Raw genomic sequence first — 12,481 nt, forward strand, 5'->3', positions numbered from 1 at the left:
CCACAGGAGCGGTCAGACGCCAAACGCAACCGGGTACTGGATGGTGCCCGCCGGGACCGGGCGGGTGTCGTCCAGAGCCATGGCCATCATGGCCTCGTCAGGTACTTCGAAGGGGGCTCGGATGCCGAAGCGGGAGGCTGGCGTGAAGCCGAACCGAGGGTAGTAGTCGGGGTGTCCCAGGACGACAACGAGGTTCTCTCCCGTGGCCCGGGCGGCGGCCAGGGCGGCGCGGATGGCCGCGGAGCCGGCACCGGTGCGCTGGGCTGAGGGCAGTACCGCGCACGGGGCCAGGGCCAGGGCAGGTTGACCGTCGACGTGGCAGCGGGTGAGCAGCGCGTACCCGACCGGGGTGCCGTCGGGGGCTGCGGTGACCATCGACAGGCCGTCGATCCACGCCGTCGGGTCGGCGCGCAGGGCGTCGACGATGTCGGCCTCGGCGGCGGTGGGGAAGGCCCCGAGGAGGACGTCTCGGACGGCGGGGATGTCGTCGGCGGTTTCGGGACGGGCAGTCCAGGTGGTCATGGTTCCGTTCTCAGTGGTGTCGTGGGGGCTGAGGATGTAGGCGGCGTAGTTGTAGTCGCTGCCGTGTTCGCGCCGCATGCCGATCTCTGTCCGGTGTGCGGCCAGGGCCTCCGGCATGCCGGGCTGCTGGGGGTCCTCTCGGGCCAGGCGCTGGGTGAGCGGCGTGTAGTACTCGTCCCACCAGTCGCTTTCCGGCAGCGGCCAGTGCGCGCGGAGGCGATAGCCGGCGGCCTGCGCGGCGTCGGTGTTCGCGGCGTGGGTGCGCAGTGGGTAGGCCGCGTCCCAGTAGGCGCGCGCCGGGGCAGCGGGGTTGGGCACGGTCCATTCGATTTCGGTGACGACGAGGACGCCGCCCGGGGCGAGCAGGCGACGCCAGGCGCGCAGGGCGACGTCAAAGCCGACGGTGTATACGGACCCCTCGGCCCAGATCACGTCGAAGCTGTGATCGGGGACGGGCAGCCGGTCCATCGAGCAGTTGACGACCGTGACCTGGTCGCCCAGGCCCCGGCGGGCCGCCTCGGCGGCGAGGCCGTCCAGGAAGGGCTGGTACAAGTCGACCGCGGTCACATGCGCACCGGCTTCCTCCGCCAGCAGCAGGGTGGAGCGGCCGGGGCCGCAGCCCGCGTCCAGCACCCGCGGGCTCTCGGGCAATGGCCCGGCCATCTCCAGCAGGCGCCGTGTGGTGGCGTCCGAGCCGGGGCCTTGCCGGGGCAGATCGTGGTGCAGGGCGAAGAACGCCTCCGTCACCGGGTCGGTGCCAGGAGCGTGGTCGGGTGTGTCGGTGTCGTTCACAGCTGGCGCTCCCGGAACTGATAGGTGGCACGCAGGTGCCGCGTGATGTCCTTCCTGGCGGCCTCGCGGTCGTTGCGCAGCCGAGCGTCGGTGCGGGAGGCTGCGTAGGCGTTCTCCCTCAGCAGTTGGCGGTAGCTGTCCAGACGGCGCGGGGGAATCTCGCCTGCCTCGACGGCAGCCAGCACCGCGCAGCCGGGTTCGCTCACATGTGCGCAGTCCGTGAACCGGCAGCCCTGTGCGAGGTGTTCGATCTCGGCGAAGGTCTGCTCCAGCCCGTCCTGCGCGTCGTGCAGGCCGATCGCGCGCAGACCGGGGGTGTCCAGCAGGACCCCGCCGCCGGGCAGCGGAATCAGCTCCCGCCATGCGGTGGTGTGCCGCCCCTTGCCGTCCACGTCGCGCACAGCGGCGGTCGCCAGCCGCTCCTCGCCCAGCAGCTGGTTACCCAGAGTGGACTTACCTGCGCCGGAGGGGCCCAGCAGCACGACGGTGCCGTTCAGGACGGCCGTCAGGGTGTCCAGGCCCAGCCCGGTCACGGCGCTGGTGACCAGCACATCCGTGCCTGGTGCCACCTCGGACACCTCGGCTGCGGCCAGTTGCGGGTCGGCACACTGGTCGGCCTTGGTGAGCACCACGACCGGCTGGGCGCCGCTCTCCCAGGCCAGGGCGAGCATGCGTTCGGTCCTGCCGTGCTTCAGCGGGGTACCCAGCGACACCGTCACCGCGACCGTGTCGATGTTGGCGGCCAGGACCTGGCCACGGGAGGTACGCGAGGCGGTGGATCGCACCAGGGCGGTGCGTCGCTCCAGTACCGCGTGCAGCACTGGTCCGTGACTGGTGGTGGCGGGACGCAGGGCGGCCCAGTCGCCCGTGCATGGCGGCGACAGCGGATTCTTCTGATCGGCGGCACCGGGGATCTCCGCACGGAGGATTCCGGCGTCGGTGACTGCTTCACACGAGCCGCGTTCGGCTCGCACGATACGGGCCGGGATCAGGCCGGCCTCGCGATGGGGCGCGAAGGCGTGCTCACACGCCTCGTCCCAGCCGTAGTCCGCCAGGGAGTACGGCTGAGCATGGTGGAAAGTGGATTGAGACAACGCAGAGACCCTTGAACAAGGACCCCGTTGAGCGCGATGCTCCGCCCCCGTGAGCCATGGGGCTTGGGCGGGGGTGAAGGTCAGGTCAGACCGGGGTCCGGGACGTGAGGATGGTCCGGCGTGCGCTGCACACGGCAGCGGCCTTCACGGCAGACATCAACTCACCTCCCCCTTCCGGTCTCGCAGTTGACCCGATTGTCCCTGTGCCACTAGACGCTAACACATCCAGTCCCCGGCGTCGGACAACGCCGGGGACGGAGGGCGTCGGTGCACGGGGGCTCAGGTCCGTCGGTGGGCGGCAGGGTGCCGTGACGGAGCCGGTGGAGCGTCCACCCGTCCAGGCCCTCGATGTCCTCGGGTGGGGCTAGGGGGTTGGCCGGCAGACGCCAGCACCTCGTCGGCCCGCGCGTCGGACTCGTGGAGCGTCTTGCAGAACGGCTTCTCCCGCAGGGCGACGTCCAGGCGCCACAGGCCGGCGATCTGGTTCTCGGCCAGGGCCTTGGTGCGGTCCGGGAGTGCCGGGCGCCGCTCGATCCCGATCGTCGGATCAGCCTTCGATCCAGCCCTGGCGCTGCCACCAGCCGATCGCCTTGCGCGCGATGGACAGCTCCCGGTTGACGGTGAGGACTTCGCGATGCCCGCGCCGGTGAGGTACCGCTCGACCGCCGCGGTGTACGACGCGGGCGCGCACTGCCGCAGTAGATGCGTGCACCTCACCTGCGGCGGCCGGAGCACCCACCACAGGTCGCAACGATCACGGTAGGGGGTCCGCCGGGCGACAGCAGTCCGATAGGCCGACCTCGAAGCGGAACAGGCGCTACCGCCAGCCGCTGCGCCTCGGTCCGAGCGCCCGGTCCAGCCCTGAACACTCCTCCCGGTCGCGGGCGGGGAACATTGGGCCCGCTCGGACGCATTACCGAGCCCGACCGTCAGCTCAGCACCGCCTCCCAGGTGTCCACGGCGTAATGGACCGTCATGCCGTGCCGGTCGTACAGGCGGGGGGCTCCGGTGGTGTTCTCCGTGTCCACGCCGAGGCCGACGGTGTCCCGGCCACGGGCGGCGAAGGCCGCGAACGCGTGCCGCAACAGGAATCCGCCCAGGCCGCGGCCGCGCGCCGCGGGCAGGACACCGAGGCTCCGTATCCACCCCATGGCCTCGCGGTCGTCGCGTGCGAGCAGGAAGCCGACGTCCCCCAGATCGTCGGTGGACACGATCCACACCAGCGACCAGTCCAGCCTCTCGGCGTCGATGTCGTGCAGCCACGGCGCGTAGGCGCGGGGCTGGTGGTCGAAGTGGCCGGCGAAGGACGTCTGGTACAGCTCGTGCACCCGCAGCCGGTCCGCCTCGGCGGCGCAGTCGCGCACGCGTACCCCGGCCGGAACCTCCGGCACCGCGTCGCGGGCGCGGTCCAGAGGACGGCGCAGTACGTGGTACCGGCGGACGACACGCCAGCCACGCTCCCGCAGAAGTCCGGTGTCCAGTGTGGGCGCCACGTTGAGATGCAGGTGCACCACCGCCCGCGCCGCCCCGTTCCCCCGGGCCTTCTCCAGCGCCCTGGCCTCCATCGCCTCCAGCACGAGGGCGGCGGCCGGCTGGTGCGCGGGCAGGACGTACTGGTCGATGTCGATGCGCTCACCGCCGGACTCGTCCCACAGCAGCCCGTACGCCACCAGCCGGTCCCCGTCCAGGACGAGCCAGGAGTCGCGCTCCAGGTCGGTTTCGGGATGCTTCAGGTCCGCCTGGACGGTGTGCAGGTCGGTCTCGGGCCGGCCGATCTCGATCTCGTCGACCTCGTTGAGCAGCGCGGTGATGGCCGCCGCGTCGGCGAGCGCCGCGGGACGTCGTGAGTAGGGCATGAGCAGCAAGGGTCGGGCTGCGGAGCCCGCCGCGCAACGTCTTTTCGGGGGGACGGGCCGACCCGTCCCCCCGTCGGGTGACGGACCCGGGCTCAGCGGGCGTGGCGTTGTTCGGTGAGGACCGCCGTCAGCAGTTCGGGATCGAACACCGAGACGTCGGCGAGACGGGTGGGGGCGGCGAGCGAGTTGAGCAGGGCCTTGGTGACCCGCACGGCGGAGGCCGGCCGCCGCAGGACGGGCTTGGCCCAGGCCATGACGGCGGCGTCGAGCGCGTCCGGCGGCACGACCTTGTGCAGGACCGACAGGCCGAGGGCCTCCTGGGCGTCGAAGACCCGCGCGGTGAGGATCAGCTCCCGCACACGGGCCACGCCCACCTCACTGATCAGGCGGGGGAGCAGCCCACCCCAGGTGGGTGGCACTCCCAGGGCGAGTTCGGGCAGCCGGAAGGTGGCGGTGTCGACGCCCACGCGCAGATCGCAGGCGAGCGCGAGGCCGACACCGGCGCCGACGGCCCTGCCCTGGACGCGGGCGATGGTGACGGCCGGGTTGGTGGTGAGCGCCTCGCACACCCGCAGGGCCTTCGCGCCGGAGACGCGGATGCCGCCACCGGTGGGATCGTCCTCGAAGTGCCGGGGGAACTCGCGCCGGTCGCCGCCGAGGCAGAACTCCTCCCCGGCTGCGGCCAGGACCAGGACCCGTACCGCGGGGTCCTGGTCGCCGAGGACCGTGAGGAGGTCGTCCAGCATGACGTCGCTGACGGCGTTGCCCTCTTCGGGGAGGTTCAGTTCGACGGTGAGGAGAGGACCCTGCCGGTAGGTGCGCAGGGTCTTGAGTATCCGGTCGGCGGGGAGTCCGGCGAGGGGCTGGGCGTTCATGTCGTCACCTTCAGGGAAGTGATACGGCGGAAGACGAGGCGGGAGTTGTCGTAGGAGGGCGCCCCGATCGGCCGGAGGGTGGGGAAGCGCTCCAGCACCTGGGCGACCATCTCGCGCGCCTCGAAGCGTGCGAGGGCCGCGCCGAGGCAGTAGTGGGGTCCGCTGCCGAACGTGATGTGGCCGCCTCCGCGCAGGATGTCGAAGACGTGCGGGTCCGGGTTGCGACGGGGGTCGTGGGCCGCCGAACCGTACAGGATGTGGACGGTGGTGTCCTTCGCGACGGGCGTGCCGGCGAGGACGGTGTCGTCGGCGGCCACATGGGAGTTGAGCCAGACCGGGGGGTCGTAGCGCAGGGTCTCCTCCACCAGGTCCTCGATGTGCTCCGGGTGGGCCCGCAGCCAGTCCGCGCGGGCGGGCTCCTCGGTGGCGAACCGCACCGCGTTGGTCAGCAGCACCGCGCTGGTCTCCAGCGAGGCGATGGTGATGAACATCGTCAGGTGGTAGATCACCCGGGCCGCCGCGGCCGGGTCGTGCGGGTACTGGGCGTCCCAGTGGTGGATCCAGGCGGTGAGGACATCGTTGCCAGGGTGTGCGCGCCGGTCGCGGATCAGTTCGTCGAAGAACGTCCGCATCTCCAGGGTGGCCCGTCCCGCCGCGGCCAGTTCCTCCTTGGTGGGCAGCAACTCCTGGGCGTAGGCCTGCCGGTGGGCGAAGTCCAGGATGTGCGCGTGGTGCTCCTCGGGGATGCGCAGCCACTCACCGACCGTACGGACGGGGAGGAGTTCGGCGACCGTACGGACGAAGTCGGCCTCCCCGTCGACTCGCAGGCGTTCCTCCAGGTCGTCCAGGAGGCCGGAGACGAGCGCGGCGATCCGCGGACGCATGCCCTCCAGGGTGGCACGGTCGAACGGGTTGCCCAGGGCACGGCGCTGGCAGGTGTGCGTCGGGGCGTTGATGCGGGACAGAGTGCCCGTCAACTCCTGGGTGGCCAACTCCTGCCAGCGTCTCGGGTCGGGCTGCCGCTCCTGCCAGGCGAAGTCCGGCACGAGCCAGTTCCTGCCGCGCAGGACCTGGCTGCATGCCTCGAACGAGGTGACGAAGTAGGCGCCCCAGGGGGCGCGTACCACGTCCCCCAGGGCGCGTAGCCCCTCCCAGACGGGAAGGGGGTCGGCCTGACCCTCGGCCGAACGCAGGTGGCGGAGGAGGGAGATGACGGCTCGGCGGTCGTTGATGGTCCCGCGTATGTCGCCAACGGCGGTCACGTGGAGCTCCTTCGGCTGGACGCTACCGTTACCGACGGAACCTACCCCTCCACCTACCTGCGTCATGTGTCGTTGCGTGTTGTACCTGTCACATGCCGTGCCCTCAGACACGGAAGATGTCCAGGAAGCTGCTCCAGAACCCCTTCCTTCGCGCAGAGTCCTGCCGGGCCGGTCCGGACGCGGCCGCCGGCATGGGCTGTGCACCCGGAGCCGTGGACCGGTCCCGGATGGCGGCCGCCGTGCGGGTGGCCGGAGTAGGACTGAACGTCACGGGCAGCGCGACCAGCGAACGGTGGAACGGCCCGGGCCGCCACTCGAGTTCCTTCTCCGGCACGGCCAGCGTGAGGTCGGGCAGCGCGTTGAGCACCCGCTCGATCGCGGTGGTCGCGATGACCTGCGCCGGGTCCTTCGCGGGGCAGGCGTGCGGTCCCGCCCCCCACGCCAGGTGAGCGCCCTTGCTGTGCGCGCGGCGGGCCTCCTCAAGCGCGGGGTCGCCGTTGGCGCCCGCGAAGGAGATGACGACCGGAGTGTTCGCCTCCGCCACGTGGCCGCCGAGATCGACGTCCTGCACCGGGTAGTGGGTGGCGTAGTTGGCGATCGGCGTCTGGTTCCACAGGACGTGATCGACGGCCTCCTCGATCAGCATGCCGCTCTGCCGGCCGCCCGCCCCGGACAGCAGAAGCATCAGGGTGCTGCTGATGAGGCTGCGCTCGGGTTCGATGCCGGCACCCATCAGCAGCACCAGCTGGTCCTTGAGCTCCTCGTCGGTCAGCCCGGCCGGGTGCTGGATCAGCCAGGAGGTGACGTCGTCACCCGGCTGGCGCCGCTTGAGCGCGATCAGCTCCATGAGACAGGCGGTGAGCTCCTCGTTCGCGCGCAGCGCGTCCTTGCCGTCGAAGATCGCCGAGACGGAGGTGGTGATGGTGTCACCGATGTCCGCCGGGCAGCCGAACAGCTTGTTGAACAGCAGCAGCGGCAGCAGCTTGGCGTAGTCGGCGAGCAGATCGGCCCGGCCCCGCTCGCTGAACCGGTCGATCAGGTAGTCGGCGATCGGCTCGACGTCACGCCGGATCCGCGTGGTGTTGAGCCGGGCCAGGCTGTCCACCACGGCCTTGCGCAGCCGCAGGTGCACGGCGCCGTCGGTGAACAGACAGCTGGGCCGGTACGCCATCATCGGCAGCACCGGGCTGTCCATGCCGATCCGGCCCTCGTTCAGGGCTTTCCAGCGGCGGGCGTCGCGGGCGAACAGCTCCGTGTTCTGAAGCACCCGCAGTGCCATCTCGTGCTCGACGACCAGGGTGGCGTCCACACCGGGGGCGAGTTCGACCGGACCGGCCGGGGCGTGTGCGCGCAACCGGTCGTAGACCTGGTGGGGGTCGGTGGCGAACGCGGCGTCGTGCATGGGGCATCTGCCGGAGGCCGGCGCGGATGCGGATTGAGGATCCATGAGGTCTTCCTTACTGATCCGGGGACCGGGGTCCCCGGGCCGGGCGGACGCGAGGAGGTCAGGCCGCCCGCTCGAGCAGGTGCCGCACCAGCGCGATCAGCGCCTTGGCGGACGACTGCTGGTCGCGGGCGTCGCAGTAGACGACGGGGGTGTCCGGGAGCAGGTCGAGCGCCTCGCGCACCTCCGCCTCGCTGTAGGTGGCGGCCGGGTCGAAGCAGTTGACGGCGATGGCGTACTCCAGGCCGTAGCGCTCGACGAGGTCGATGACGGGGAAGGTCTCCTCCAGGCGCGCCGGGTCGACCAGGAGCAGCGCCCCGAGCGCACCGCGCGCCATGTCCTCCCACAACTGCATGAACCGCTGCTGTCCCGGGGTGCCGAACAGGTACAGCACCAGGTCGTCGCTCAGGGTGAGGCGGCCGAAGTCCAGGGCGACCGTCGTGGTGGTCTTGTCCGTGACGCCCCGGAGGTCGTCGATGTGGACGGACGCCTGGGTCATCTTCTCCTCGGTGCGCAGCGGAGTGATCTCCGACAGCGAGCCGATGAAGGTCGTCTTGCCCACGGCGAAGTGCCCGACGACGAGGATCTTGGCGGCGTTGGTCACCGCGCTGGAGACGTAGATGGACTTCTGGGCCGTCTCAGCCGATGAGGGATTGGAGTCCATTCAGAACCTTCTCGAGGGTCGCTCTGTCAACGTTCTGGGCCCGGGGAGGCTCGGCCCTGCGCAGCAGGTGCCCCTGTTCCGATAAATCGGTGAGCAGCAGCCGGGCCACCCCGACGGGCAGGCCGAGGTGGCCCGCCACCTCGGCGACCGACAGGTAGCCACCCGCGCACAACTCCCAGATCGCCCTGACCTCGGGACCGGCCCCCAGCGGAAGCGTCCGCTCGGGAGCCAGGGTGACCAAGGTGTGCAGCGCCAGTTCGTCGGAGGACGGCAGGCTCCGCCCGCCGGTGATGACGTAGGAGCGGACGAAGTCACTGGTGACGGGTGCTTCCTCGCCGGGCGTGGTCATGCGCCGGCACCGTTGTCGGAGCGCGGCGCCACGCTCATCGCCTTGCTCAGCGCCGTCACCGTCTTCTGCATACGGAACGACATGGCCTCCATGTCGACGTCCAGCGCCGCCGAGACCGCGAGGTAGGCGCCCTGCCCCGCGGCGATCAGGAAGATCCAGCCGCCGTCGTACTCCAGCAGCGTCTGCTTCCAGATGCCGTGCCCGGCGCCCACGAAGCCGGCGACCGCCCGGCTGAGGGACTGCATGGAGCTCATCGCGGCGGCGTTGGTCTCCGCGTCGTCGCGTGAGATGTCGTCCGAACGCTGCAGCAGCAGGCCGTCACCCGAGACGAGGACCGCGTGGCGGGCTCCACGCACCTCGAGCACGTCGTTCAGCACCCACGACAGGTCGGTGTTCACTGGTGGTCAGGTCCTTCCGTGGTGTTCGTGGTCCGTCCGAGCTGGGTGCCGCGCGCGAACGCCCCGAGGCGCGACGCGGTCACCTCACCGGCCGACTCGGACGTCTGCTCGTCGATGGCGGGCTCGGGGGCCGGCACCACCGAGATGGGCCCCTGACGCCGACGGCGCTTGGGCAGCCCGCCGGATGTCGTGCCCACCACGTGCGACGGGCCCACCGGGACGGGGGCCAGCCGCTGCGGCGCGCTCTCCTGGCTCTCGGCCGCGGGCTCCCGCACCGGTTCGGCGGGGGTGACGGCCTCGGCCGCCAGAAGACTTTCCGGCACACGGATCACTGCACGCACTCCGCCGTAGGGGGACACCGAACCGACGGAGACGGCGAAGCCGTACCGCGCGGCGAGCATGCCGCACACCGCGAACCCGAACCGCGGCGGGTCACCGAGACCGGTGATGTCGACCGGGCCGTCCGCGGACAGCAGGGCCGCCGCACGGTCCTTGGTCTCCTGGTCCATGCCCAGACCGGCGTCGTCGACGATGAAGCACACACCCGTCGGCACGGCCTGGATGTTGACCTCGACCGGGGTGCCCGGAGCGCTGTAGGTGGTGGCGTTGTCCAGCAGTTCGGCCAGCACCACGGCGACCGGCTCCACCGCCTTGCTGGAGACGGCGACGCTGACCTGGGCGTGGATGCTCACCCGGTTGAAGTCCTTGATGCGGCCCTGGGCGCTGCGGGCCACGTCGTAGACGGTCGCCAGGCCCTCGCGCCGGCCCAGCCACCCGCCGCACAGCACCGAGATGCCCTTGGCCCGGCGGCTGAACTGGCTGCCGGTGTGGTCCACGGACATCAGGTCCGCCAGGACCTCGGTGTCGTTGCCGTACTTCTTCAGCAGCCCGTCCAGCAGCAGTTGCTGCTCCTCGGCGAGCGACTGCAGCGTGCCCATCGCCGACTTCAGTACGGCCTTGGTCGCCGACTCGGCGTCGGCGCGGACGTCGGCGAGGTCACCGCGGTGCTGGGAGTCCAGAGAGGTGATGTGCCCCTGGAGCTGGTCGATACGGCCCTGGGCCTGGCCCAGCCCCGTCTCCAGGTCGTTCTTCGTTCTTCGGAGCGCCAGGTTGGTTCTCCGCGCCCGCTGCACTGCGAAGACCGCAGCGACGAGCACCACAAGCAGGATCCACAGCAGTGGATCCTCGATCAATGACGTCATGAGACTCTCTTCAAGTCGCATCGCGCCGGGAGTGCGGGAAGACCGCGCGTCCGTGGATCGACTCCGCCCGTCGGACGGCACGGATCCACGGGCGGACCAAGCCTCAACTCCTCAGCGATGGGGCCTTAGAGACTGTCCCCCGTACGCGTGCATGACGCGCCGCCAGCCTACTGAAAGTCCGATGATCTTAACAGCTCGGCGACCGCAACACGCCTGCCCCGCCAGACACTTGACTTCCCTCACGAGACCCACACACCCGGGCGTGAATCGGGCCGGCGGTTGAACCGCGGACGACCACGGGCCTCACCCCGCACGGAGGTTCCCCGGCATCCGCCGCTGGTGACGGTGGCCGACCGTCTCGAAGCCGACGACGGTGACGAACGGCGCGAGCATCACCATCAGCAGGCACACCGCGATCCCGGCCCCCGCGGCGGCCAGGACCACCGCCGCCGGCAGGACCGCGAGGGTGAGGGAGATCAGCAGCAGATGGAACGCGTCCCCCGCGGACAGCAGCAGGGTGTGCAGCAGGTACACCATCAGCAGGTACGGCCCACCGGCACGGCCAGGGACCAGTGCGTCCCGGCCGCGCCGCCCAGGAGATCACCGGACGAGGCCACGGTCCCCACCACTCCCTCCCCGAGCGTCAGCGGCGCGAACCCGGCCACGACCCAGCCGATCCGGACCGGCACGGACCAGTGGACGTTCCGCATCACGACGTACCCGATCACCATGGCGCGCGGCTCGGGATGGCTGCCCTCACCGACCGAGTGGAACATCGCCGGCAGCCCGATCGGGAACACCACGACGCCGGCCGTCTGCACCGTCGTCAGCGCCCGGTAGAGCCGGTCGTCGGTGGCGAACGCGGAGGAGAATCAGCTCAAGGCGATCCACGCGACGGTGATCGCGAACAGCGCCGGCACGAAGGCGGTCACCGCCTCTCCGGCGTGATCCCCGGCGAGTATCTCGCCGAAGTGGGAGGCCGCGGTGCCCACCGCGACCACGAAGGTCAGGGCGAACAGCAACTCCGGAGGCGTGGTGGTCCCGCCGCGTTCCCCGGGATCCCGGCCGGTCATCGGCGTCCGGCTGTGGGCCGGCCTGCCGCCGCCGGCAGCGCTGATGTGTTCTGGGTCACTCATGGGCGGCATGATGGCGCATACGCGTCGCTCCGGGTGGCCGACGGGCACCCAGGGGGTGGACGTAGGGTCGGAACCGGGGACATCAGGGCCGACCGGCCCTGGCCATCCGGCCCAGGACCGGCGAGTATCCTCCCCGGAGCACTGCACGCGTAGAACAGGAGCATGTGATGGCGGACGGCGAGCAGCCAGGCCCCGACAACCCGATCCGGGTCTTTCTGCTGGACGACCACGAGGTGGTCAGGCGCGGGGTGCACGACCTGCTGAACGACGAGCCGGACATCACCGTGGTCGGCGAGGCCGCCACCGCCGAGCAGGCCCTCGTCCGCGTCCCCGCCCTGCGTCCCCAGGTCGCGGTCCTCGACGTCCGGCTGCCCGACGGGGACGGGGTGAGCGTGTGCCGCGAGCTGCGCTCGGCCATGCCCGACCTGGCCTGTCTGATGCTGACCTCGTTCGACGACGAGGAGGCCCTGCTGGACTCGATCATGGCCGGCGCGTCCGGTTACGTGCTCAAGCAGATCCGGGGCTCCGACCTCGTGACGGCCGTGCGGACCGTGGCCCGGGGCCAGTCGCTGCTCGACGCGAACGCCACCACCAAGCTGATGGCCCGGCTGCGCGGCGGACAGCAGAAGGAGCAGGAGCAGCCGGACGCGCTGCCGGGGCTGACCGACCGGGAGCGGGAGATCCTCGCGCTGATCGGTGAGGGGCTGACCAACCGGCAGATCGGTCAGCGGCTGTACCTGGCCGAGAAGACGGTGAAGAACCACATCTCCCGGCTGCTGGCCAAGCTCGGTGTGGAGCGCCGCATCCAGGCCGCCGTGATCGCCACCGAGGCCCGGGACCGCCTGCGGCAAGAGGGTCACTGACCCGTGACGGCGGCCCCGGCCCCC

General features: G+C 71.0%; 14 protein-coding genes. 1 reads left to right on the forward strand and 13 read right to left on the reverse strand.

Annotation, left to right across the window (positions count from 1 at the left end; genetic code table 11):
* Positions 1-12: 12 nt before the first annotated feature.
* The 13 genes from F1615_RS14330 to F1615_RS36275 all read right to left on the reverse strand — a co-directional run bounded on the left by F1615_RS14330 (position 13) and on the right by F1615_RS36275 (position 11,594).
* On the reverse strand, positions 13-1,314 hold the full coding sequence (locus F1615_RS14330; protein WP_244328730.1) for a bifunctional class I SAM-dependent methyltransferase/N-acetyltransferase: 1,302 nt from the start codon (positions 1,312-1,314) through the stop codon (positions 13-15).
* Positions 1,311-2,408: a ribosome small subunit-dependent GTPase A gene (rsgA, locus tag F1615_RS14335; RefSeq protein ID WP_149549355.1), complete on the reverse strand. Its 1,098-nt coding sequence runs from the start codon at positions 2,406-2,408 to the stop codon at positions 1,311-1,313. The genes F1615_RS14330 and rsgA overlap by 4 nt, the downstream gene beginning before the upstream one ends.
* Before the next feature lie 929 nt (positions 2,409-3,337).
* Positions 3,338-4,264 (reverse strand): GNAT family N-acetyltransferase, encoded by a 927-nt coding sequence (locus F1615_RS14345; RefSeq protein WP_149549356.1) that lies wholly within the window; start codon positions 4,262-4,264, stop codon positions 3,338-3,340.
* A 92-nt stretch (positions 4,265-4,356) separates the two neighbouring features.
* Complete coding sequence (locus tag F1615_RS14350; RefSeq protein WP_149549357.1) at positions 4,357-5,139, reverse strand: enoyl-CoA hydratase/isomerase family protein; 783 nt, start codon at positions 5,137-5,139, stop codon at positions 4,357-4,359.
* The gene (locus F1615_RS14355; protein ID WP_149549358.1) at positions 5,136-6,401 is read right to left on the reverse strand and encodes a cytochrome P450; all 1,266 of its coding nucleotides are present in this window, start codon (positions 6,399-6,401) and stop codon (positions 5,136-5,138) included. The genes F1615_RS14350 and F1615_RS14355 overlap by 4 nt, the downstream gene beginning before the upstream one ends.
* Before the next feature lie 103 nt (positions 6,402-6,504).
* Positions 6,505-7,803 carry a cytochrome P450 gene (locus tag F1615_RS14360; RefSeq protein ID WP_149549561.1) on the reverse strand — a complete coding sequence of 433 codons (1,299 nt, stop codon included), beginning with the start codon at positions 7,801-7,803 and terminating at the stop codon, positions 6,505-6,507.
* Between the two features lie 103 nt (positions 7,804-7,906).
* Positions 7,907-8,509, reverse strand: coding sequence for a GTP-binding protein (locus tag F1615_RS14365; protein ID WP_037936760.1), 603 nt, complete (start codon positions 8,507-8,509; stop codon positions 7,907-7,909).
* Positions 8,484-8,858, reverse strand: a complete 375-nt coding sequence (locus F1615_RS14370; protein WP_149549359.1) for a DUF742 domain-containing protein — start codon at positions 8,856-8,858, stop codon at positions 8,484-8,486. Before F1615_RS14370 ends, F1615_RS14365 begins: the two co-directional genes overlap by 26 nt.
* The gene (locus F1615_RS14375; RefSeq protein ID WP_149549360.1) at positions 8,855-9,256 is read right to left on the reverse strand and encodes a roadblock/LC7 domain-containing protein; all 402 of its coding nucleotides are present in this window, start codon (positions 9,254-9,256) and stop codon (positions 8,855-8,857) included. The genes F1615_RS14370 and F1615_RS14375 overlap by 4 nt, the downstream gene beginning before the upstream one ends.
* A complete protein-coding gene (locus F1615_RS14380) occupies positions 9,253-10,458 on the reverse strand; it encodes an ATP-binding protein (protein WP_208818315.1) in 1,206 nt (401 codons plus the stop codon). Before F1615_RS14380 ends, F1615_RS14375 begins: the two co-directional genes overlap by 4 nt.
* A gap of 303 nt (positions 10,459-10,761) precedes the next feature.
* On the reverse strand, positions 10,762-10,995 hold the full coding sequence (locus F1615_RS36265; protein ID WP_244328731.1) for a hypothetical protein: 234 nt from the start codon (positions 10,993-10,995) through the stop codon (positions 10,762-10,764).
* Positions 10,995-11,279 carry a hypothetical protein gene (locus F1615_RS36270; protein WP_244328732.1) on the reverse strand — a complete coding sequence of 95 codons (285 nt, stop codon included), beginning with the start codon at positions 11,277-11,279 and terminating at the stop codon, positions 10,995-10,997. The genes F1615_RS36265 and F1615_RS36270 overlap by 1 nt, the downstream gene beginning before the upstream one ends.
* 51 nt (positions 11,280-11,330) lie before the next feature.
* On the reverse strand, positions 11,331-11,594 hold the full coding sequence (locus F1615_RS36275; protein WP_244328733.1) for a low temperature requirement protein A: 264 nt from the start codon (positions 11,592-11,594) through the stop codon (positions 11,331-11,333).
* A gap of 167 nt (positions 11,595-11,761) precedes the next feature.
* Here F1615_RS36275 and F1615_RS14390 point away from each other — a divergent pair, with 167 nt between their 5' ends.
* Positions 11,762-12,457, forward strand: coding sequence for a response regulator (locus F1615_RS14390; RefSeq protein ID WP_149549361.1), 696 nt, complete (start codon positions 11,762-11,764; stop codon positions 12,455-12,457).
* The last annotated feature ends 24 nt before the right edge of the window (positions 12,458-12,481 follow it).

The sequence above is a fragment of the Streptomyces marokkonensis genome, assembly GCF_008312835.1.
GTDB classification, from domain to species: domain Bacteria; phylum Actinomycetota; class Actinomycetes; order Streptomycetales; family Streptomycetaceae; genus Streptomyces; species Streptomyces marokkonensis_A.